Here is a 21,517-nt window from a genome sequence, read left to right on the forward strand (position 1 = left end):
AGTGAGGGCAGAGGCTCAGAGGCAGTACAGGGGCTCAGGCTTCCTTGGCTTCCGCCTTGATCCGGAAGACAGTGGCACGGCCGATTCCGTGCTTGGCAGCAACCTTCATGACGCTCAGCTCTTCCAGGTCTGCCAGTACCGCAGCACGGTCAATCTCTCTGGGACGCCCCCAGCTCTTCCCGCTGGTCTCACGGGAGGCTGGGGCAGAGGCACGGCGCTCACGCTGGAAGATGAGTTCCATCTCAGCGAAGGTACCGAGCATCAAGAGCGCCATCTCCGTAGCCGGACCAACTACGCGGGTACCAATGGTCATCGCTCCCCCGTTCACCAGGTGAATACCTTCCTCCCGGAATTCAGCGACAAGAGCCAGAACCTTGTGCATCGTCCGGCCGAGTCGGTCAAGGGAAGCCACGTACAGAACGTCACCGGAGCGCAATAGAGCCCTTGATGAGGAGTCCTACAAGCATGGCACGACACAGGTAGAGGTCACTGTGAAAGACGCAATCATGGAGAAAGACAAGAAGGCATGGTGCGGGATTGAGGCAGAGGGATCTGACATTGCCCCACGTCTGGCAGTCTCAGCCAACCGTATGAAACTGGAGATGGACAGACGGAAGATGAAGGTAGCCAGAAAACCGGCTAGGGGTAGTCGGAATACCGGCCAGGAGGTAGACGGAATCCCGGCTACAAACAATAAGAAAGAACTAGATGAAGTAACAAGACGAATGGAACAACCGCTGCACCTGGCGCAGCCAGGGACAGCGAATGATTGCAGGGAGAGTGATTCAGTAGACCAGGGGAAACCCAGGGATAAAGAGATTGAGGTATCCGCTGGTTGAGACTAATATCCGCCTTCGGCGGATTAGGTTCCTCTGGTTTCCCCAACGAGGTATCCCCGTATCCCTTGTCTCTTTGCTTGGATATGTACTATGACCGCCGGCCGCCATAGCCTAATTCCCGCATTTGATAGGAGGATAAGGCTACTGAATATCAATTCCCGGGCAATCCTAGTGATGACTCCTGGTTTTCTGGGTGCTTCACGATACTTGCCGTTTGAGTACAGTTACCCCTCTCGCCTCCGGAAAACACTAAAGCCGATACCTCCGAGTTACAGAGATACCGACCCTAGTCCTTTCTAGTTACTTTTCTGGGTAGTGCATCGTCACATACCTGTTGGTCTTCACTACCATCGTCCCTGCTTTGTAAAGCCGCAGGATGAGGCACTTCACTCCTGACTGATTGGTCGCTGGTTCGATGGATAGCACTTCGACTGCCCTACCGTTCCACAACTTCAGGTGTTCGCCCACTCCCAACTTCTTCGCTGGCTTTCGTGATGGTCTGCTGATGTCGTTCCCTCCCTTCTTTCGAGGTACGTACATCATCTCACCCACCACTGACAAATGAGAGGGAGTCTCCACTTACGGCTCTGTGGCCTTGAGCCCCTGATACGCCTCCCTGAGGTCTGTTCCTTCCGGAAGCTGCCTAGCCTCTACAGCCCTGACGACTTCCAGCGCACGCCAGTGATTGGAGGGGACCACACGGCCGGACAGAATGGCTTTCTGCGCTGAGTGACACGCTTCGTCAAGCCTGTCATCCTTGAGGAGCACTAGGGCAAGATCGATATGCGCTGAAGCCACACGGCGCGGCCACTGGCTCACATCATTACTCGGACTCAGTCTCCTGATCACTTCCCTGGCGTACGGCTCCGCCGATACGTCCCCGAGCCATGCGAGGGTTGTAGCCGTGTAGGAGAGGGCTTTGGCGGGGTCGTAGCGGTAGTGGTGCTCCGGAGTCTCCGGGGTCCCCCTGGAAGCCGATAGAGCCTGTACGCGCTCAATGGCCGAGTAGGTTTCCTTGCCCTGTCCGAGGCGGGCATGTGCTCTGCCCTCTTGGGCGGTTGCCTGGATAACGGCTGAGCCGTTGGCGGGAGCTATCTGCTGAGCCGCGCGGGAGAGGTCAACGGCCTGGATGCAATCCCCATCGGTGAGAACTCTCCAAGCCTCGGTCTCGAAGCACCATGCCTCAATCTCGGAGTGTCCGGCTTCCCTCGCCAGAGTGGCCGCTGTCTCCAGCCGGGCGGTAGCGGCATCGTCCTGCGTCAAGTCGATATGGACTGTGGCTCCCAGGAGGGAGAGCCATCCCCCGACTACCAGCAAGCGCCTGCGCTCGGAGAGGGTCTTCTTACCGTCCAGGAGCTTTACGACGTACGCGGAGTGCTTGCGTACCTGCCTGAGAAGATCTTCCGGCTTGGCTTTCGGGTACGCCATAGCCAGACCGTCAAAGGCATGTTCCAACCGCTCAAGGGTGGCTTTTCCCACGTCACTTGCCTGTACGCGCCGGGCAAGCTCCCATGCGTCCATCTCGTCATCGTGGGAGCTGCCGTCTGCCACGGACAGGGAGAGGCCGAGGTATTCGTTGATGGCTTGGGTCAACTCCGCAGAGGGAGCCTGTTTCCCGTTGAGTACCCGGCTCAGATACGCCACGTCGTAGTGGAGTTCCCTGGCTGCGCCCCTCAGGCTCTTGCCCTGTGCCTTGAGTGCGCCCCGTACCTCAGACCCGAAATCGTTCATGGTGCCGCTCCCGTTGACTGTTGACGCTTCATCGTAGTCAACGCTGGTCAACTGCCCTATGGCGTTGGCGAATCGGTTGTGTGGCCGGACATGAAACCACCCGACCGACTGCTAGGAGTCGACATGGCGAACGGCACCGCCCGTGAGGCGGCTCAGCCGCGCGAGAGCAGCGAACTTCCCGTTGACCTGGAGACGATCAGAAGCGCAGCGCACGACGTACTGACCGATGGACGCAGTCTCACGGACCCCGATGAGGCGGAGACGATCATCCTGCTTCTGCGCGGCATGATCAGGCTTCTCGTCCACGAGGTCCACGAGTTGGCCAGCCGACTCCCCCGGGAGGACAATCACCGCGCACGCGCTTTCGCGTGTATCGCGGAAGCCCGTATGCGACTGCGGCTGAAGACGGAGTATGCGGCGCACGCCGTGCTGGTCTCGCTCGCCCAGAGGCTTGCCCGGACCGTGGGGGCGTTGGCCGACCACTACGAGAGCCTGAAGGCCGCTCCCTGAGCCTTGGAACGTCTTCACGGTCCGGGATAGACCCTGAACCCCTTCCAGGGGCGCAGACGGCCGTACAGAGCCGCGGGGCCTTTTCTATTCCTGCATTCTAATCCTTGGCGAATCCCAATGCCTTCCAGCGGTATTCCTCGGTGGCATTGTGACTAACTACCATTCGCGCCATCTTGGATTTTCCCGGATGCGTAAGGGAAAGCTCCTGCGCCATGGTCTGAATATCCCCTAGGTCCATTACCATTCCCGGACCAGTTCCACTGTCGCCATTCCTCCACGCCCAGATCTTGACGCCATAGGAGCGGAGGAATTCCCTGCGGTCTTCTTGGTCTTTGGCTCCCCAGACATCCCCGTACTTCTTACCCGTGGCCTTGAGTACGGGGTTAGCCCTCTCTTCCTCTTGCCTGGAAAGGAGAGCCACCTTTGCCGACAGACTCTTGTGCATACGCCGGTATGACTCTTCCTGCCCCTCTCCGTCGTACTCTCCTGCCAGGAAGTCAGCTTCCAGTTTTTCCAGGCGTGTCTTAGCCGACTGGAGTTCCCTTGCCTGGCTCGGGCCCACGCCTGCCCTCTCGTACATCTCCCACGTTCCGACGCTCTCACGGATTACCTGGTCAACCGCTGCATCGAGAGCGTCAGCACGTACATAGACGCCTTCCGTGCACGCTCCGCCCTTGAACTTGTTGGAGCAGCGGTAGTACCTGTGTCCCGGCATCTTTGTTCCGTCCTTCCTGGTGTGGCCTGCGCCCAGGAGAGACGTAACGGCGGCTCCGCAATTACCGCAGCGCGCAATACTCGCAAGCAGGCTCTTGGCGCTGACTCGACTTCCGTCCGTGTAGGCTTTGGGAGCCGGTTTGATACGGTCCACCAATTCCGCCCACTCATCCATTGTGGCTAGTGGCTCTTCAGGAAGGATTACCGGCCCCCCCTGATCATCTAGAACGGCCTCACCCCTGTACGTGTAGATACCGGGAACCCAAGAGGAACGGATGAATTTGTTGATGATGGTGGACTGCCATTGAGTTCCCTTGGTCTCCTCCTCCTTCAACTTCCTGAGGTGATCTCCCCACGTGAGTACGCCACGGGAATTGAAGTCACGGGAAATCCTGTGTGTGGACTGTCCCTCCCGGACACGAGAGAAGATCTCTTCTACGTAGGGGTAGAAGTCCTGATCAATCTCCAGAACCTTCCTCCTGCCGCCCTCTACGGCCTTGATCCGGTAGCCGGTAGGCGGAGCACCCGTAAGCCATGAACGGTTCTCTAGACGCTCCTGCACACCGTTGAGGATGCGCGCCTGGATGGTGTCGTACTCAGCCTCAGCGAATACCGCAGTCATACCCGCCATCATCTTTCCCTGAGGGGTGCTCAGGTCGAACCCTTCTTCTACACAGACGATGAACTTCCCGTTCTCCCGCGCCCACTGAACTAGCTCATGAAAGTGCATGGCGCGTCGGGTAAGCCTGTCCATCTTGGCTGCAATGATCACGTCGAACTCATCGGCTCGGGACGTGAGCCAGCGTCCAAGCCTGGGACGCTTGAACGGGGAGATCGAGCCTGAGACGTCCGTGTCCTCTGCCTCGCCCACCAGGAGGCCGGACCGTTGGGGGGCGTTGACGTGGTGTCGGATCACGCTCCGCTGCCACTCGATGGACGTGGAACCGTCCGAGTCGGCAGACAGACGGAGACAGGCGAGGTAGCGCAGACCAGGTGTCATGAGGGGAGGCTAGCGCGGAGTCTGTGCCTAGGTAACCGACTTTGCCTAGCCGGTAGGCACCCTCTGTCCTCGTACTCGTCGGAAACGGCTCTGGATAGCACGCGGGCGGGTCTTCCCGACCCGCCGACCACCAGGCTAGTGGTCTGCGGGCCGGTGACAAGACGTCGCCCGGTCGTTCCTCAGGGCTGGGAACTACCCTGGTCGGGTGCGTGATGAAACCCGAACGAACCCCGCCGCGCCCGGTGACCGGCTGATCCGCGCCGGCGCGCTCGTCTTCTTCGCCGGCGCGGTGGCCACGCTGGTCACCGTGGCCCCGCTGCTGCTCGGTACGACGCCCTTCCCGACCTTCATGTTCGGGCTGAGCATGCTGATGGGGGTGGGGTTCCTGATCGCCGGGGCGGGCGTGCTGCGGTCGGTGGCGGCGGGGCGGCGTCAGGCCGCGCGGTAGGTCTTGAGCCAGGCCGGGAACTCGGTGAGGTCGTTCAGGACGGTGTCCGCGCCGGCCGCTTCGAGTTCCGCGGCGGTGTAGGGGCCGCTGGCCACGGCGACGGAGTAGGCGTCTGCCGCGCGGGCTCCCCTGATGTCGCCGAGGTGGTCGCCGACGTAGATGTCGGCGGCGTGCTCCTTCAGGGCGACGGCCTTCTGCTCGGCCCAGAGGTTGCCGATGACCGCGTCCGGTTCGATGCCGAGGTGGTCCAGGTGGAGCTTGGCGTTCGGCTCGTACTTGGCGGTGACGACGAGGGTGCGGCCGCCGGCGTCCCGCACGGCGGCGACGGCCTCGCGGGCGCCGGGGAGGGCGGTGGTGCCGGTGATGGCGTGGGTGGGGTACATCGTCCGATAGAGGTCGGCGGTCTGCGCGATCCGGTCGGCGGGGAACCAGTTGGCCAGTTCCTCCTCCAGGGGCGGGCCCAGCCTGGTCACCGCGAGGTCGGCGTCGACGTAGGTCCCCGTGTGTTCGGCCAGGGCCAGGTAGCAGGCGCGGATGCCGGGGCGGGAGTCTATGAGGGTCATGTCTAGGTCGAAACCGACGGTGGGAGCCATGGGGTCCATTGTGGGGTGTTCGGCCTCGCCTTCGGCTTCGGCCCCTTTTCGTTCCCACCCGCACCGCCCGTGCGGCTTTCGTTGTCGGGTGCGGGTGGCCCCGGTGGGGGGTTCTCGCCGTCGGCGGCTGCGGGTCGTCGCCTCAGGCGCGCGGCGTGCGGGAGCGCCAGAGGAGGTAGAGGGCCGTCGCCACGGCCGCCGTCCGCAGGGTCCAGGGCCACGTGTCGGCCAGGGCGTCGTTCAGGTGGCCCTCGGCGATCGGGTCGCCCCAGCGGCCCCGCGCGCGGCCCCAGAGCCAGACCGCACCGCCCGCGGCGACCGTGCCCGGCAGGCCCAGTACCGCCCACTTCGACTGGGCCGGGGTCAGCCGGCGCGAGAAGTAGGCGATCAGCCAGCCGAGACCCAGCGGGACGAGGTTGCCGATGACCGCGCCGGCGATGAGGAGGGCGGCGGCCAGGAGCAGGAGGGGGTTGGTCCAGCGGGACGCCGTCGTCTCCCTGGGGCGGCGCAGGCGCAGGCGCCGCCTCCTGGGCTCGGCCACCTCCACGACCGGCACCGGGTCCGGCTTCGCCGGTGCCGCCTCCTCCGGTGGGCGCGGGGGGCGCAGCAGGTCCGGGATCTCCACGCCGCCCACGAAGCCCGGCACGTGGTCGACGGAGCCGAGCGGGCCGCGTTCCACCCGCCACCAGTCCGGCTGCGCACCGCTCGCGCCGGTACCCAGCTCGTCCGCGTCCGCCAGGTGCGGCGGGGACGGCTCGGTGGCGGGTCCGGCGGCCGAGCGGGGGCGTGGCACGGTCCGGCGCAGGCCCCTGCGGCGCGGCGCCGTCGCCGGGTCGTCGTCCGGGTCCTCCTCGCGCGCAGGCGGGGCGGGCCGGCGCGGGCCCCTGCGGCCCGTTGCCGTGCGGGGCTCCTCCGCCGGAGGCGCGGGCACCGGCGCCGCCTGGGGCGACGCGCCCCCGCCCGCCGCCTCCACCACGTCGGCCGGCGTGCCCAGGCTGTCCAGGATGCGGCGGACACCCGCCGGTGTGTCGGCGGAGCCGTCGGCGCGGTGGCGGTCGATCTCCTGGCGCAGGCCCGCCACCAGCCGCATCCGCGTCGCCGAAGGCAACTGGCGCTGGTGGGCCACGTCTCCGACGCGGCTCAGATACTCGTAGACGACCTGGTCGCTCTCGATGCCCACGAACCCCTCCGGGGCGGGTGTCAGGTGATACCCCGTCGGATGAAGGTACCGCTACCGTTGGCCGGATGAGCACCGAGGAGAAGTCCGCGGCCCCCCGGTCCCTGGCGGAAGCCCTCCGCGCCAGGGACGACCTCGCCCTTGCCGCCCTCCTGCGCAGCCGTCCCGACCTGGTCGCCCCCGTGCCCACCGACCTCACCCAGCTCGCCACCCGGGCCGGCACCCGCGCCTCGGTGGTGCGGGCCCTGGAACGCCTCGACCGGTTCACGCTCCAGGCCGCCGAGGCGCTGGCCGTCGCCGCCGACCCCGCCCCGTACGCCGAGCTGCTCGCGCTCATGGCCGGCGACGCGGGGGACCCGGAGGTCGAGGCCGCCCTGCCCCGCGCCGTCGCCGTACTGCGCGAGCAGGCCCTGGTGTGGGGCGGCGACGACCGGCTGCGGCTGGTGCGCACCGCCCGTGAGCTGCTCGCGCCCTCCCCGCAGCACCCGTCGCCGACCGGCCTCGGGCCCACCGTGCGGGAGGCGGCGGCCGGGATGTCGCCGGGGCGGGTGCAGGGGATCCTCGGGGAGACCGGGCTGCCCTCCACCCACGACTCGGTGTCCGCCGTCGCCGCCCTCGCCGGCCTCTTCGCCGACCGGCGGCGGATGGCCGCGCTGCTCGCGCCGCTGCCGGCGGAGTCGCGGGAGGTGCTCGAGCGGCTGGTGTGGGGGCCGCCGTACGGCCAGGTCACCCACGACCCGGCCGCCCATCTGCGCCGCCTCCTCGACCTCGGCCTGCTGCTGCCCACCGCGCCCGGCACGGTCGTGCTGCCCCGCGAGGTCGCCCTGCACCTGCGGGCCGGCCGCGCCCACCGCGCCCCCGAGCCGGTGCCGCCGCCCGTCGAGGCCGCCGCCGCGCACCGGCCGGGGATCGTGGACGCCACCGCCGCCGGGCAGGCCCTCACCGCGCTGGACATCGTCGAGGAGCTGCTGAAGGAGTGGGACGAAGGGGGCCCGGCCGTTCTGCGCGCCGGCGGCCTGAGCGTGCGCGACCTCAAGCGCACCGCCGTCGCCTTGGACGTGCCCGAGCCCGTCGCCGCCTTCTGGGTCGAGCTGGCCTACGCGGCCGGCCTGATCGCCTCCGACGGCGAGGCCGACGAGCGGTACGCGGTGACCCCGGCGACCGACGAGTGGCGGGAGCTGCCCCCGGCCGAGCGCTGGGCGCGGCTGGCCGAGGCGTGGCTGGCGGGGACCCGGACGCCGGGCGTGATCGGCGGCCGGGACCTGAAGGACCGCGCCCTGTCCGCGCTCGGGCCCGGCCTCGACCGCTCGGCCGCGCCCGAGGTGCGGCACCGGGTGCTCGCCCTGCTGGCCGCGCTGCCGGAGGGCGCCGCACCGGACGTCGACTCGGTTCTCGCCCGGCTGCGCTGGGAGCGCCCGCTGCGGGGGCCGCGCCAGGGGCAGGGCGCGGAGGAGGACCTGCGCTCGCGGCTGGCCCGCTGGACGCTGGACGAGGCCGAGCTGCTCGGCATCACCGGGCGCGGGGCCCTCGGCGCCACCGGGCGGGCCCTGATCGGGGCCCCGGACAGACCCCACGCGCCGGACGCCGAGCCGGAGGGACCCGGCGCCAAGCTGCCCGTCCACCACCGCACGCCCCCCGCGTCCGCCCCCCGCTCCCCCGCCGAACGCGCCGCCGCCGCAGCGCACGCCGCCCGCCTGCTCGCCCCGCTGCTCCCCGAGCCCCTCGACCACGTCCTGCTCCAGGCCGACCTCACGGCCGTGGCGCCGGGCCCGCTCCAGCGGCCCCTCGCCGACACGCTGGGGGTGTTGGCGGACGTGGAGTCCAAGGGCGGCGCCACCGTCTACCGGTTCACGCCGGGCTCGGTGCGCCGGGCCCTGGACGCCGGGCAGAGCGCCACCGAGCTGCACGCCTTCCTCGCCCGGCACTCCCGCACGCCGGTGCCGCAGCCGCTGACGTACCTGATCGACGACGTGGCCCGGCGGCACGGGCGGCTGCGGGTCGGCGCCGCCTCGGCGTACGTGCGCTGCGACGACGACGCCACTCTGGACGAGATCCTCGCCGACAAGCGGGCCGCGGGTCTCGGCCTGCGCCGCCTCGCGCCGACCGTGCTCGCGGCGGTCGCCGAGCCGGCCGCGCTCCTGGAGGGGCTGCGCGCGATGGGCTTCGCGCCGGCCGCCGAGTCCGCCGCCGGCGACGTCCTGATCGCCCGCGCCGACGCCCGCCGCACCCCGCCGCGCGCCGCGCCCGAGCCGGTGCCGGACGGCCCGCCGGTCCCGGACGACACCCTGCTGACCGCCGCGATCCGCGCCGTCCGCGCCGGCGACCTGGCCGCCACCACCCCGCGCAAGCCGGCCCCGGGCGCGCCCGGCGAGCTGCCCCGCACCGGCGCCGCCGAGACCCTGGCCACCATGCAGGCCGCCGTCCTCACCGGCGAGTCCCTGTGGATCGGCTACGTCAACGCCGAGGGCACCGCCAGCCAGCGCGTCATCGCCCCGGTCACGGTCGAGGGCGGCTTCGTGACGGCGTACGACCACACCGCGGACGAGGTGCGTACGTACCCCCTGCACCGGATCACGGGCGTCGCCGAGCTGGCGGACGACGGGGCCTGAGCACGGCCCGGCCGGTCGGGGGCGGGATCGGGCACACTGGAGGTTTGGACGTTCGGCCGGCGCACGGTCGGGCGCGTGGGAAAGGGTGCCGTTGGTGAATGGTCCGCTGATCGTCCAGTCCGACAAGACGCTGCTGCTCGAGGTCGACCACGAGCGGGCCGACGACTGCCGCCGGGCCATCGCGCCGTTCGCCGAGCTGGAGCGGGCGCCGGAGCACATCCACACCTACCGGCTGACGCCGCTGGGCCTGTGGAACGCGCGGGCCGCCGGGCACGACGCCGAGCAGGTGGTGGACGCGCTGGTGGAGTACAGCCGCTACCCGGTGCCGCACGCGCTGCTCGTCGACATCGCCGAGACGATGGACCGGTACGGGCGGCTCACCCTCTCCAAGCACCCCGCGCACGGGCTCGTCCTCACCACCACCGACCGGCCGGTCCTCGAGGAGGTGCTGAAGTCGAAGCGGGTCGCGCCGCTGGTCGGCGCCCGCATCGACGCCGACACCGTCGCCGTGCACCCCTCCGAGCGCGGGCAGATCAAGCAGACGCTGCTGAAGCTGGGCTGGCCCGCCGAGGATCTCGCCGGGTACGTGGACGGGGAGGCGCACCCCATCGAGCTGGCCGAGGACGGGTGGGCGCTGCGGCCGTACCAGAAGCAGGCCGTGGAGAACTTCTGGCACGGCGGGAGCGGCGTCGTGGTGCTGCCCTGCGGGGCCGGCAAGACGCTGGTCGGGGCGGGGGCGATGGCCGAGGCCAAGTCGACCACGCTGATCCTCGTCACCAACACCGTCTCCGCCCGGCAGTGGAAGCACGAGCTGGTGAAGCGGACCTCGCTGACCGAGGACGAGATCGGCGAGTACAGCGGCACGCGCAAGGAGATCCGGCCGGTCACCATCGCCACGTACCAGGTGCTGACGACCCGGCGGAAGGGCGTCTACCCGCACCTGGAGCTGTTCGACTCCCGTGACTGGGGTCTGGTCGTCTACGACGAGGTGCACCTGCTGCCCGCGCCGGTCTTCAAGTTCACCGCCGACCTGCAGGCGCGGCGCCGGCTCGGGCTGACCGCGACGCTGGTGCGGGAGGACGGCCGCGAGTCGGACGTGTTCTCGCTGATCGGGCCGAAGCGGTTCGACGCGCCGTGGAAGGAGATCGAGGCGCAGGGGTACATCGCGCCCGCCGACTGCGTGGAGGTCCGCGTCGACCTCACCGAGTCCGAGCGGCTCGCGTACGCCACCGCCGAGGCGGAGGAGAAGTACCGGTTCTGCGCGACGACCGCGACGAAGCGGCGGGTGACGGAGGCGATCGTGCGGCGGTTCGCCGGGCAGCAGATCCTCGTCATCGGCCAGTACATCGACCAGCTGGACGAGCTGGGCGAGCACCTCGGCGCGCCGGTGATCAAGGGCGAGACGACCAACGCGCAGCGCGAGAAGCTCTTCGACGCGTTCCGGGAGGGCGAGATCAGCGTCCTCGTCGTCTCCAAGGTCGCCAACTTCTCCATCGACCTGCCGGAGGCGACGGTCGCGGTGCAGGTGTCGGGGACCTTCGGGTCGCGGCAGGAGGAGGCGCAGCGGCTCGGGCGGGTGCTGCGGCCGAAGGCCGACGGGCACCAGGCGCACTTCTACTCCGTCGTCGCCCGCGACACCCTCGACCAGGACTTCGCCGCCCACCGCCAGCGCTTCCTGGCGGAGCAGGGGTACGCCTACCGGATCATGGACGCCGACGAGCTGCTGAGCAGCGACTGAGCCGGGCGTTCACGGCATCGGCAGGCTGAACACCAGCAGCAGGACCAGCACCGGCGGCAGCAGCGCCAGGGCCGCCAGGCCGGACCGCCAGCCCGACCAGCGGGGCGTCCAGGGCAGCACCCAGGAGGCCAGCCAGGCGCCGAGGGTGACGATGCCGCCGAAGGTCAGCGTCGAGTAGATCACCGTCAGCTGGGTCATCAGGGCGTCGGGGCAGTCGTCGGGGCCGCAGCTGTCGGTCGCCATGGCCGACAGGCCGCCGAACAGCAGCGCCGCCGGGGCCAGGAAGAGCAGCAGGACGGTGGCGACGGTCGGGGCGATCCAGGCGTGCCGGTCCCGGTCGGCCGGGGCGGTCGGGGCCGCGGTGGCTCCGTGACTCCAGTGCTGTGCGCTCATGCGGCCAGTCAACCGGCGCGTCGGGCGCCGGGCACGAGCACGGGTACTCAGCCGGACCGGGTCCCGGTACTCAGCCGGGGTCAGCGGCGCCTGACGCCCGCCTCCTCGCCGTACTCGCCGAGGAGGACGACGTCGAGGGCGGCGCCGGCAAAGGTGCGGACGGCGCGGAGGGCCTCGCCGAGGCGGGAGATGGCTGTCGCGGTCATGTCTCCATGGTGCGAGCCGGGCCGCCGCCGGTCATCGGCCGTTGGTCCCGGCCTGGGCAGGCCGTTCGTACATCTCCGGGGGGACGCATGCCCCTCAAGGGGGAGGGCGGTCACCCCTAGGGGTCCCTGAGGGACGTCACCTGAGGCCCGTCACGAAGCCCGCGTCCGTGCAGTACGCCACCGCTCGGCCCTCCGCCTCCGTGTCGCCGTCGACCGCCATGGCCGTGTCGTCGAGGATGTGGCTGCCGTGCCGGTCGAGCCCCTCCCGGTCGAGGCGCCGGGCGGCGGCGACGGCCAGGTACCCCGAGGCCTTTCCGCCGGCCGAGCCGTCGGCCTTGGTGCTCTGCCAGGAGCCCAGCCTGCCGCAGTAGGTCTCCCGCCACTCCTGCTCCCGCGCGGAGTCGTGCGACGAGCAGCCGGTCAGTGCGAGCAGCGCCGCGGCGCAGGCGAAAGCGGTCGCGTACCGCATGGACGTCCCCCCTGAGGTGTGCCGGAGGCCGACGGTACCGCCCGGCGCCGGCGCGGAATCCATTGGCCCGGGCCCGACCCCCTGCCCTAGAATCGCCGCTTCCCCCGCCTCCCCTCGGAGCGCCGCCGTCCGGACGGAAACCGGACGGCATCCGTGCAGCACCCACTCAGCTGGTCAGACCGGAGGCACCCCCTTGTCCACGACCGTCCCCGCCGACCCCCTGTCCCGTGAGCGCTCCCACCTCGCCGCCTCCCGCTCCGCGCTGCGCGCCATGCGCGAGGACGCCCAGTCGCTCGACATCCGCGACGTCACCGCCAACTGGGTGAACGCCGCCGTCCTCCAGCGGCAGATCGACGAGCGGATCAAGGCGCTGGCCGACCTCAGCGGCACCCCGCTCTTCTTCGGCCGCCTCGACTACCTGCACGCGCCCGGCACGGAGGTGGCGGAGGGCGCGGACGGGGAGCGCTTCTACGTCGGGCGGCGCCATGTGCACGACGCGGACGGCGACCCGATGGTGATCGACTGGCGGGCGCCGGTGTCGCAGCCGTTCTACCGGGCGTCGAAGACCGACCCGCAGGACATCGCGCTGCGCCGGCGCTTCGGCTACACCGGCGGCGACCTCACCGCGTACGAGGACGAGCACCTCTCGGACCCGGCCGAGGCGGCGGTCACCAGCCGGCTGCTCCAGCAGGAGATCGAGCGGCCCCGCGTCGGCCCGATGCGGGACATCGTGGCCACCATCCAGCCCGAGCAGGACGAGATCGTGCGGGCCGGCCTGGCCGGCTCGGTGTGCGTGCAGGGCGGGCCCGGCACCGGGAAGACCGCGGTGGGCCTGCACCGGGTGGCATACCTGCTGTACGCGCACCGCGAGCGGCTGGCCCGCACCGGCACCCTGGTGATCGGGCCGAACCGGTCCTTCCTCAGCTACATCGAGCAGGTGCTGCCCGCCCTCGGCGAGCTGACGGTGCGCCAGGCGACGGTCGAGGACCTCGTCGCGCACGTCGAGGTGCGGGGCGCGGACGAGGCCGCCGCGGCCGTGGTCAAGGGCGACGCCCGGATGGCCGAGGTGCTGCGCCGCGCCCTGTACGCGCACGTCGTCATGCCCACCGAGCCGGTCGTCGTGGTGCGCGGCTCGCGCCGCTGGCGGGTGGCGGCGTACGAGCTGGAGGAGATCGTGGGCCAGCTGCTGGCCCGCGACATCCGCTACGGCGCCGCCCGCGAGGCCCTGCCGCAGCGGATCGCGCACGCGGTGCTCGTCCAGATGGAGCGGGCCGGGGAGGCGCCGGACGACCGGGTGCAGGACGCGGTGGCGCGCAACGCGGCGGTGAAGGCCGCCGTCAAGGCGGTGTGGCCGGCCGTGGAGCCGGCCAAGCTCGTGCTGCGGCTGCTCTCCGACCCCGACCACCTCGCCGAGCACGCCGAGGGCATCCTCACCGCCGACGAGCAGAAGACGGTCCTCTGGGCGAAGCCCGCCCGGACGGTGAAGTCGGCCAGGTGGTCACCGGCCGACGCGGTCCTCGTCGACGAGGCGTCCGACCTGGTCGAGCGCACCCACTCCCTCGGCCACGTCGTCCTGGACGAGGCGCAGGACCTCTCCCCCATGCAGTACCGCGCGGTGGGCCGGCGCTGCACCACCGGCTCCGCGACCGTCCTCGGCGACCTGGCGCAGGGCACCACGCCGTGGGCGACCCGCAGCTGGCCGGAGGCGCTTGGCCACCTGGGCAAGGCGGAGGCCGTGGTGGAGGAGCTGACCGCCGGTTTCCGCGTGCCGACGGACGTCATCGCCTACGCCTCCCGGCTGCTGCCGCACATCGCGCCCGGCCTCGCCCCGGTGGCGTCGGTCCGGGAGAACCCGGGCTTCTTCGACCTGCGCCCGGCGGGCGGCACCGGTGGCACCGTCGCCGCCTGCCGCGAACTGCTGGCCCGGGAGGGCTCGGTGGGCCTCATCGCCGCCGACGCCCGCGTCCCGGAGCTGGCCGGAGCCCTCGCCGAGGCCGGCATCGGCCACCTGGCGCCGGGCGCGGAGACCACGGCGGAGGTCCGCCTCACCCTGGTCCCGGCCTCGCTGGCCAAGGGCCTGGAGTACGACTACGTCGTCCTGGACGAGCCCGGCGCCGTGGTCGACGGCGAGCCCGACGAGCGGACCGGCCTGCGCCGCCTGTACGTCGCCCTGACCCGAGCGGTCTCGGGCCTGATCGTCACCCACACGGCGCCGCTGCCGGCCCAGCTGGGCTGACCGGCGGGGCCGATCCGGGGCCGGCCCAGGCCCCGGTCCGAGGCTCGCCATACGCGCCCCCGGGGCCCTCCCCGCCCCGATCCGCGCCCGCTCAGCCCCGGCTCAGGGCCCTCCCGCGCCACCCCGGGCCCACTCAGCCCCGGTCCAGGACCCACCAGACCGGATCCTGACCCGCTCGGCCCGACCCGGGGTTCGCACGTCAGGGCTCCGCCGGGTCCGGGGCCCGTCAGACGTGGTCCAGCACCCGCCGCCACTCCGCGACGGCGTCCACCGAGACCGGGCCGTCCCAACCGGACGGCCTCGCCGCGCCGCCGATGTGGAAGCCGTCGATGCCGGCCTCGCGCAGCACCGGCACGTGGTCGAGGCGCAGGCCGCCGCCGACGAGGATCTGCTGACCGTACCCCGGCTCACCGCACCGCTCGGCCTCGGCGAGCAGCGTCGGCAGGCCGTCGGAGACGCCGTCGGCCGAGCCGGCGGTCAGGTAGGTGTCCAGGCCCGGGAAGTCGGCGAGGCGCTTGCGGACGGCGGCCCGGTCGGCGGCGCGGTCGATGGCGCGGTGGAAGGTCCAGCGGCAGCCCCGCAGCGCTCCGGCGACCCGCTCCACCGCCACGAGGTCCACGTCGCCGTCGGCGTCGAGGAAGCCGAGCACGAACTCCTCCGCACCGGCCGCCCGCATCTCCCCGGCGGTGTCCACCAGCCGGTCGACCTCCCCGGCGGCGAAGCCGTCGGCCAGCCTGAGCATCACGCGTACGTCGATGTCGACGGCGGCGCGGATCGCGGCGACGGTGGCGACCGTCGGGGTCAGGCCGTCGGCCGCCATGTCGGTGACGAGTTCGAGGCGATCCGCGCCTCCCGCCTGGGCGGCGACCGCGTCCTCGACACCGAGGGCGATCACCTCCAGGACTGCACGCTTGCTCATGGGACCCCATTCTTCGCGCCGGCCACAGGCCCGGCTACAGGTCTAGTCCAATCCAGGTTACGCCGGTGACCCGCCGCCGGGCGCCCTGACCCTCGGAATCGACCGGATCCGCACACGCTCAGTCGCCGAAGATGTTCAGTTCCGCCGCCTCCACCCCGGCCAGCTCCCACTCGGGCCCCGGCTCCACGGGCCGCCCGGCGTAGAGCTTCACCAGCGTCGCCGCGTCGCCGAGGAAGCGGCCCGGGGGACGCTCCCCGGTGGCCTCGCCGAGGCGGAGCGGCTCGTCGGCGTCGTCCAGGTCGGCGTGGAGCGCCACGCGCCCCTGCCTGCGGGTGAGCGCGGCCAGCAGCGCCAGTGCCTCGGGCAGCGACCGCCCGCCGTACGCCCCCGGCTCGCCCAGCGCCTCGCGCACGTCCCCGGCGTGCACCCACTCGCCCAGCGCGATGCCGTCGAGGGGGCCGTCCGCCCGGGCCATCACCGGACCGGCCTCGGTGAGGCCGCGCTCCAGCTCGTCCACGATCTCGGCGCTGCCGCGCTCCGCCCGCTCGGCGATGTCCCGGTCGTTGGCCGCCGGCGAGAAGGCGCCCTCCTCGAACCGGCCCTCCACCACCCGGGTCAGCGCCGCCGCGCAGTGCGCGAGCACGTCCCGCACGCTCCAGCCGGGGCAGGCGGCCACCGGCAGCGCGAAGTCCGCCTCGGGGCGGGCGCGCAGCAGGGGCACCAGCTCGTCCCGTTCGAGCAGCAGCAGCCGGCCGGGCAGCTCGGGGTCGCGTACGTCGTCGTTCAGATCGGCAGGAGTCGTCATGGCGTCCACGCTAGGGCCTCGGCCCCGGCGGCGTGGAGATCGCGCGACAATGACCGCATGGCCGACCTCGACGCCCTGCGCTCCCGCTGGCCGCACGCCCTCCTCCCGGCTCGGGAGGGCGAGGGCCACACGGACCCGGAGCCGTACGCCGACGAGCTGCTGCGCCGCTGGTCGGAGCCGCAGCGCAAGTACCACACGCCGGACCACCTCACCGCCGTCCTCGACCACGTCGACACCCTCGCGGAGTACGCCGCCGACCCGGCCGCCGTGCGGCTCGCCGCCTGGTTCCACGACGCGGTGTACCTGCCCGAGCGGTCCACCAACGAGGAGCGCTCGGCGCGGCTGGCCGAGCGCGCGCTGCCGGAGGCCGGGGTGCCGGCCGCGCGGACCGCCGAGGTGGCGCGCCTGGTGCGGCTGACCACCGGGCACGACCCGGCCGAGGACGACCCCGACGGGCAGGTGCTGTGCGACGCCGACCTCGCGGTCCTCGCCTCACCGCCGGCCGCGTACGCCGCCTACACGGCCGCCGTGCGCGCGGAGTACCACTTCGTGCCGGACGACGCCTTCCGCGCCGGGCGCTCCGCGATCCTGCGCCAACTGCTCGCCCTGCCCCGGCTGTTCCACACCCCGCACGGCCGGCGGGAGTGGGAGGCGACGGCCCGGTACAACCTCACCGGCGAGCTGGAAATGCTGTCGTCGGCGGAGGGGCCCACCGCCTAGCCTGCCCCGCATGGGAGACATGGGCGGGGCACAGGTGACGGAGGCCGTGGCGGGCGCGGTGGCGCTGCTGCGGACGGCGACGGACCGGGACTGGGCGGGGACCCGGGCCGGGCGGCTGGCGTGGAGCTGCCGGGAGACGGCCGAGCACATCGCCAGTGACCTCATCGCCTACGCCGGGCAGCTCGCCGGCCGGGCCACCACCGCCTACGTCCCCTTCGCCCTCACCCTGGACGACGGCACCGACCACGACGGCGTCCTGGACGTCGTCGAGACGACCGGCGCCCTGCTCGCCGCCGCCGTCGCCACCACGCCGCCCGACGTCCGCGCCTTCCACCCGTACCCCTTCCGCAGCGCGGACCGCGTCGGCTTCGCCGCGATGGGCGTCACCGAGGTGGTGCTGCACACCCACGACATCGCCGAGGGCCTCGGCCTCACCTACGAGCCGCCCGCCGGGCTCTGCGCCGAGGTGCTCGGCCGGATCTTCCCGCACGTCCAGCCCGGCACCGACCCCTGGCGCACCCTGCTGTGGGCCACCGGCCGCGCCGACCTGCCGGGGCGGCCCCCCGTCACCGAGTGGCGCTGGCGCAACAACCTGGTCGTCGGGACCGAGCGGCTCACCCTCCAGGGCGTCACACCGGCCGCCGCGGCCGACCTCGCGGCGGGCGGCGACGGCGGCTTCGACTGGCCGGACGGCGGCCCGTACCAGGGCACGCGCGACGCGGCCGGGATGCTGCGCAAGGCGTACGAGGCGGGGGTGCACCGGCCGGAGTGGGGCGTGTTCACGCTGGTGCGCCGCGCCGACGGCCGCGCGATCGGCGGCATCGGCTTCCACGGGGCCCCGGACGAGGACGGCCGGGTGGAGGTCGGCTACGACCTGGTGCCGGCCGCCCGCGGCGCGGGCCACGCCACCGAGGCGCTGCGCGCGCTGGCCGGGTGGGCGCTGCGACGCCCGGAGGTGACCGCCGTGTTCGCCACGACCGAGCCGGACAACCACGCCTCCCAGGCGGTCCTCGCCCGCGCCGGCTTCACCCGGGTCGCGGACGACGCGGAGCTGTTCGCGTACGAACTGCGCGGCCGCTAGGGAGCACCCGCGGCCCGCTTGCGCCGGCGCAGCCCCGCCGCGTGCAGCAGGCGTACCACCTCGCGGCTGGTCACCTCCCGGGCGCCGGCCGCGACCGCGTCGGCGTAGCGGTGGGAGGGGACGTCGTAGTGGTCGCGCTCGAAGGCGCGGCGGGGGACGCCGAGGGCCGCCGCGAAGGCGTGCAGCTCGGCGAGGGAGGCGTCGCTGACCAGGTGCGACCACAGCCGCCCGTGGCCCGGCCAGGTCGGCGGGTCGATGTAGACGCTCACGCGGTGTCCGGGCCGCCGCCGAGGGCCGCGCCGAGGCCGCCGACCGCCGCGACCTGCACGCCCGCCTTGTGGCACACCCAGTGCGGGTCGGGCCCCAACTCCGGCTCGACCTCCAGGGCGTGCGGGTCACCCGAGCCGCACACCGGGCACAGCGGCCAGCGTCCGTACCGCTCCAGGAGCGCGTCCTGCACGTCCTGCGCGACCAGGCCGGCGACGAACTCGGCGCCCTCCGGCCACTGTTCGACCCACCAGCGGCGCTGTGTCACCGAGTCCTCGACCAGCGAGACGATGTCCGCCTCGGCGACGCGGCCCGCCATCAGGTCGGCCAGCACCAGGGCGCGGGCGGCGTGCAGGGACTGCTCCAGGGGGCTCAGGGTGGCGTCGGGCTCGTCCATACCCCCCATTGTGCGCACTCTTGACCGACGGACCGAAGTGAAAGTAACTTTCAAGGGTGCCCGAGAAGCTGAAGGAAACTTTCGCCACCCCGCCGGTGCCCGCCGCCCTCGCGGCCAAGGTGCGGATGCTCGCGCCCTCGATGACCCGCTCCATGCAGCGCGTCGCGGAGGCCGTCGCCGGCGATCCGGCCGGCTGCGCGGCCCTCACCGTCACCGGCCTCGCCGAGCTGACCGGCACCAGCGAGGCGACCGTCGTGCGCACCGCCCGCCTCCTCGGCTACCCCGGCTACCGCGACCTGCGCCTCGCCCTGGCCGGTCTCGCCGCCCAGCAGCAGTCGGGCCGGGCGCCCGCCATCACCACCGACATCGCGGTGGACGACCCGATCGCCGACGTGGTCGCCAAGCTCGCCTACGACGAGCAGCAGACCCTCGCCGACACCGCCGCGAGCCTGGACACCGCCCAGCTGGGCGCCGCCGTGGCCGCCCTCGCCGCCGCCCGGCGCACCGACGTGTACGGCATCGGCGCCTCCGGCCTGGTCGCCCAGGATCTCACCCAGAAGCTGCTGCGGATAGGGCTCATAGCCCACGCGCCCAGCGACCCCCACCTCGCCGTCACCAACGCGGTGCAGCTGCGCACCGGGGACGTCGCCCTCGCCATCACCCACTCCGGATCGACCGGCGACGTCATCGAGCCGCTGCGCACCGCCTTCGAGCGCGGCGCCACCACCGTCGCCATCACCGGCCGCCCGGACAGCCCGGTCACGCAGTACGCGGACCACGTGCTGACCACCTCCACCTCCCGGGAGAGCGAGCTGCGCCCGGCCGCGATGTCGTCGCGCACCAGCCAGCTCCTGGTGGTGGACTGCCTGTTCGTGGGCGTCGCCCAGCGCACCTACGAGACGGCGGCCCCGGCGCTCGCGGCGTCGTACGAGGCGCTGGCCCACCGGCACGGGGCGCGCGGCGGAACGCAGCGCTGACCCGGGCCGTCCTCCTCATCGAGTCATCGAGCACCCGTTCCGCCTTGGGAGAAGAGCCGCACGCCATGACCTCCGCCCCCCGCACCCCCCATTCCGACGCCGACCTGCGATCCCAGCTGGAGACCCTGGCCACCGAGGCGTTCCGGCCCGAGCTGGCCGAGATCGACCGTCTCGACACCGTGGAGATCGCCCGGCTGATGAACGGGGAGGACGCCACCGTGCCCGCCGCCGTCGCCGAGCGGCTGCCCGAGATCGCCGCCGCCGTCGACGCGGTCGCCGCCCGCATGGCCCGCGGCGGCCGGCTCGTCTACGCGGGCGCCGGCACGGCGGGGCGGCTCGGCGTGCTCGACGCCTCGGAGTGCCCGCCCACCTTCAACACCGCCCCCGGGCAGGTCGTCGGCCTCATCGCGGGCGGCCCGCCGGCGATGGTCACCTCCGTGGAGGGCGCCGAGGACTCCGCCGAGCTGGCCCGCGCCGACCTGGACGCGCTGGCGCTGACCGCCGAGGACACGGTGGTCGGCGTCTCCGCGTCGGGGCGCACGCCGTACGCCGTGGGCGCGGTCGCGCACGCGCGGGCGCTGGGGGCGCTCACGGTCGGGCTCGCCTGCAACCCGGGCAGCGCGCTGGCGGCTGCCGCGGAGCATCCGATCGAGGTCGTCGTCGGGCCCGAGCTGGTCACGGGGTCCACGCGGCTGAAGGCGGGGACCGCGCAGAAGCTGGTGCTGAACATGTTGTCGACGATCACGATGATCCGGCTGGGGAAGACGTACGGGAATCTGATGGTCGACGTCCGGGCGTCCAACGAGAAGCTGCGTGCGCGGTCGCGGCGGATCGTGGCGCTGGCCACGGGGGCCGACGACGCGGAGATCGAGCGGGCCCTTGCCGCCACGGACGGTGAGGTCAAGAACGCGGTGCTCGTGCTGTTGGCCGGGGTGGACGGGCCTGCGGCCGCGCGGCTTCTGGCGGAGAGCGGGGGGCATCTGCGGGCTGCGTTGGGTTCGGCGGACGGTTAGGGGTGCGCGCCCCTTGAGGCGTGCGGTCACGTTGGTCGCAGAGGGCGGCGGGTCCGGGGCGGGCGCAGAGCCCGGCGGGTTCCCCCGTGGGCGTGTGCGATTCTGAAAGGTATGAATCACGCCCAGCTGACCGCCCTCGGGCGGGCCCTGCGTCTGCTCGGGGAGCATGGGGAGGCGCTGGCCTCTGACACGCCGGACGGGAAGCTGCATGAGGTGCGGGCCGATCTCAAGCGGGCCGTGGATCTGCTGGAGGAGAGCGTCACCACGGCGGCGCCCACCACGCGTTGCCCCGAGCACCCGAACGGGCCGGTGGACAGCGCCGCCCCCGACCTGTGCCTGCTGTGCGAGACCCGCCGGCGCGCCGCCCGCCGGGCCGAGTACGACGGCGGCCCGGCGCCGGCCCGCCCCGCCGAGCCGGTGCCCTCCCGCTACGGCATGCGCGGCGAACGGCCGCAGCCGCAGCAGCGGTGGCTGCCTGAGGCGTGGAACGGCCGGACCTGGGAGCTGTGCGGCACCCCGCGCCGGGACCGGCGCGAGGCGGAGCTGTACATCGCGGCGCAGGTGCGGGCGCCGCGCGCCGCGATGGCGTACCGGCTGGTGCACGAGTTCACCGACTACGAGGTGCTGCGCACCTGGGGCACCCCGGTGCGCCGGGACACCGAGCCGATGGGCTAG

General features: G+C 72.0%; 22 protein-coding genes. 10 read left to right on the top strand and 12 right to left on the bottom strand.

The window, feature by feature from the left end:
- Positions 1–34: 34 nt before the first annotated feature.
- The gene (locus tag ACGFZL_RS15115) at positions 35–436 is read right to left on the bottom strand and encodes a recombinase family protein (protein ID WP_393691767.1); all 402 of its coding nucleotides are present in this window, start codon (positions 434–436) and stop codon (positions 35–37) included.
- Between the two features lie 982 nt (positions 437–1,418).
- Complete coding sequence (locus ACGFZL_RS15120; protein WP_393691769.1) at positions 1,419–2,570, bottom strand: helix-turn-helix domain-containing protein; 1,152 nt, start codon at positions 2,568–2,570, stop codon at positions 1,419–1,421.
- Between the two features lie 123 nt (positions 2,571–2,693).
- On the opposite strand from ACGFZL_RS15120, the gene ACGFZL_RS15125 reads away from it, so the two are divergent.
- A complete protein-coding gene (locus ACGFZL_RS15125) occupies positions 2,694–3,080 on the top strand; it encodes a DUF6415 family natural product biosynthesis protein (RefSeq protein ID WP_393691771.1) in 387 nt (128 codons plus the stop codon).
- A gap of 97 nt (positions 3,081–3,177) precedes the next feature.
- Here the strand turns inward: ACGFZL_RS15125 and ACGFZL_RS15130 are convergent, their stop codons facing one another.
- Positions 3,178–4,794: a recombinase family protein gene (locus ACGFZL_RS15130; protein WP_393691773.1), complete on the bottom strand. Its 1,617-nt coding sequence runs from the start codon at positions 4,792–4,794 to the stop codon at positions 3,178–3,180.
- Positions 4,795–4,999: 205 nt separating this feature from the next.
- Between ACGFZL_RS15130 and ACGFZL_RS15135 the strand changes: the two genes are divergently transcribed.
- Positions 5,000–5,242 (top strand): hypothetical protein, encoded by a 243-nt coding sequence (locus ACGFZL_RS15135; RefSeq protein ID WP_393691775.1) that lies wholly within the window; start codon positions 5,000–5,002, stop codon positions 5,240–5,242.
- On the opposite strand, the gene ACGFZL_RS15140 is transcribed toward ACGFZL_RS15135, so the two are convergent.
- The gene (locus ACGFZL_RS15140; RefSeq protein ID WP_393691777.1) at positions 5,227–5,835 is read right to left on the bottom strand and encodes an HAD family hydrolase; all 609 of its coding nucleotides are present in this window, start codon (positions 5,833–5,835) and stop codon (positions 5,227–5,229) included. The genes ACGFZL_RS15135 and ACGFZL_RS15140 overlap by 16 nt on opposite strands.
- A gap of 142 nt (positions 5,836–5,977) precedes the next feature.
- On the bottom strand, positions 5,978–7,015 hold the full coding sequence (locus ACGFZL_RS15145; protein WP_393691779.1) for a hypothetical protein: 1,038 nt from the start codon (positions 7,013–7,015) through the stop codon (positions 5,978–5,980).
- Between the two features lie 65 nt (positions 7,016–7,080).
- Between ACGFZL_RS15145 and ACGFZL_RS15150 the strand changes: the two genes are divergently transcribed.
- Positions 7,081–9,621 (top strand): helicase-associated domain-containing protein, encoded by a 2,541-nt coding sequence (locus tag ACGFZL_RS15150; RefSeq protein ID WP_393691781.1) that lies wholly within the window; start codon positions 7,081–7,083, stop codon positions 9,619–9,621.
- A gap of 94 nt (positions 9,622–9,715) precedes the next feature.
- Positions 9,716–11,359, top strand: coding sequence for a DNA repair helicase XPB (locus ACGFZL_RS15155; RefSeq protein WP_355172352.1), 1,644 nt, complete (start codon positions 9,716–9,718; stop codon positions 11,357–11,359).
- A 9-nt stretch (positions 11,360–11,368) separates the two neighbouring features.
- On the opposite strand, the gene ACGFZL_RS15160 is transcribed toward ACGFZL_RS15155, so the two are convergent.
- From ACGFZL_RS15160 to ACGFZL_RS15170, 3 genes are all read right to left on the bottom strand, one after another.
- Positions 11,369–11,752, bottom strand: a complete 384-nt coding sequence (locus ACGFZL_RS15160; RefSeq protein ID WP_393691784.1) for a hypothetical protein — start codon at positions 11,750–11,752, stop codon at positions 11,369–11,371.
- 80 nt (positions 11,753–11,832) lie between these two features.
- Positions 11,833–11,958, bottom strand: coding sequence for a hypothetical protein (locus ACGFZL_RS15165; protein ID WP_355172356.1), 126 nt, complete (start codon positions 11,956–11,958; stop codon positions 11,833–11,835).
- A gap of 136 nt (positions 11,959–12,094) precedes the next feature.
- Positions 12,095–12,427: a hypothetical protein gene (locus tag ACGFZL_RS15170; protein WP_393691786.1), complete on the bottom strand. Its 333-nt coding sequence runs from the start codon at positions 12,425–12,427 to the stop codon at positions 12,095–12,097.
- Positions 12,428–12,620: 193 nt separating this feature from the next.
- Here ACGFZL_RS15170 and ACGFZL_RS15175 point away from each other — a divergent pair, with 193 nt between their 5' ends.
- Positions 12,621–14,663, top strand: coding sequence for a HelD family protein (locus tag ACGFZL_RS15175; RefSeq protein ID WP_393691788.1), 2,043 nt, complete (start codon positions 12,621–12,623; stop codon positions 14,661–14,663).
- Positions 14,664–14,889: 226 nt separating this feature from the next.
- On the opposite strand, the gene ACGFZL_RS15180 is transcribed toward ACGFZL_RS15175, so the two are convergent.
- Both ACGFZL_RS15180 and ACGFZL_RS15185 read right to left on the bottom strand, forming a co-directional pair.
- Positions 14,890–15,582, bottom strand: a complete 693-nt coding sequence (locus ACGFZL_RS15180; protein ID WP_393691790.1) for a copper homeostasis protein CutC — start codon at positions 15,580–15,582, stop codon at positions 14,890–14,892.
- Positions 15,583–15,700: 118 nt separating this feature from the next.
- A complete protein-coding gene (locus ACGFZL_RS15185) occupies positions 15,701–16,387 on the bottom strand; it encodes a maleylpyruvate isomerase family mycothiol-dependent enzyme (protein WP_393691792.1) in 687 nt (228 codons plus the stop codon).
- 57 nt (positions 16,388–16,444) lie between these two features.
- Here ACGFZL_RS15185 and ACGFZL_RS15190 point away from each other — a divergent pair, with 57 nt between their 5' ends.
- Both ACGFZL_RS15190 and ACGFZL_RS15195 read left to right on the top strand, forming a co-directional pair.
- The gene (locus ACGFZL_RS15190; protein ID WP_393691794.1) at positions 16,445–17,107 is read left to right on the top strand and encodes a hypothetical protein; all 663 of its coding nucleotides are present in this window, start codon (positions 16,445–16,447) and stop codon (positions 17,105–17,107) included.
- Between the two features lie 10 nt (positions 17,108–17,117).
- Positions 17,118–18,188, top strand: a complete 1,071-nt coding sequence (locus ACGFZL_RS15195) for a GNAT family N-acetyltransferase (RefSeq protein WP_393691796.1) — start codon at positions 17,118–17,120, stop codon at positions 18,186–18,188.
- Here the strand turns inward: ACGFZL_RS15195 and ACGFZL_RS15200 are convergent.
- The gene (locus ACGFZL_RS15200; RefSeq protein ID WP_355172368.1) at positions 18,185–18,457 is read right to left on the bottom strand and encodes a DUF4031 domain-containing protein; all 273 of its coding nucleotides are present in this window, start codon (positions 18,455–18,457) and stop codon (positions 18,185–18,187) included. The genes ACGFZL_RS15195 and ACGFZL_RS15200 overlap by 4 nt on opposite strands.
- Positions 18,454–18,852 (bottom strand): hypothetical protein, encoded by a 399-nt coding sequence (locus tag ACGFZL_RS15205; protein ID WP_355172370.1) that lies wholly within the window; start codon positions 18,850–18,852, stop codon positions 18,454–18,456. Before ACGFZL_RS15205 ends, ACGFZL_RS15200 begins: the two co-directional genes overlap by 4 nt.
- A 125-nt stretch (positions 18,853–18,977) precedes the next feature.
- On the opposite strand from ACGFZL_RS15205, the gene ACGFZL_RS15210 reads away from it, so the two are divergent.
- The 3 genes from ACGFZL_RS15210 to ACGFZL_RS15220 all read left to right on the top strand — a co-directional run bounded on the left by ACGFZL_RS15210 (position 18,978) and on the right by ACGFZL_RS15220 (position 21,517).
- The gene (locus ACGFZL_RS15210; RefSeq protein ID WP_355172668.1) at positions 18,978–19,829 is read left to right on the top strand and encodes a MurR/RpiR family transcriptional regulator; all 852 of its coding nucleotides are present in this window, start codon (positions 18,978–18,980) and stop codon (positions 19,827–19,829) included.
- 65 nt (positions 19,830–19,894) lie between these two features.
- Positions 19,895–20,842 carry an N-acetylmuramic acid 6-phosphate etherase gene (murQ, locus tag ACGFZL_RS15215; RefSeq protein WP_393691799.1) on the top strand — a complete coding sequence of 316 codons (948 nt, stop codon included), beginning with the start codon at positions 19,895–19,897 and terminating at the stop codon, positions 20,840–20,842.
- A gap of 111 nt (positions 20,843–20,953) precedes the next feature.
- A complete protein-coding gene (locus ACGFZL_RS15220; protein ID WP_393691801.1) occupies positions 20,954–21,517 on the top strand; it encodes a hypothetical protein in 564 nt (187 codons plus the stop codon).

The sequence above is a fragment of the Streptomyces sp. NPDC048182 genome (assembly GCF_043202555.1).
Lineage (GTDB): Bacteria > Actinomycetota > Actinomycetes > Streptomycetales > Streptomycetaceae > Streptomyces.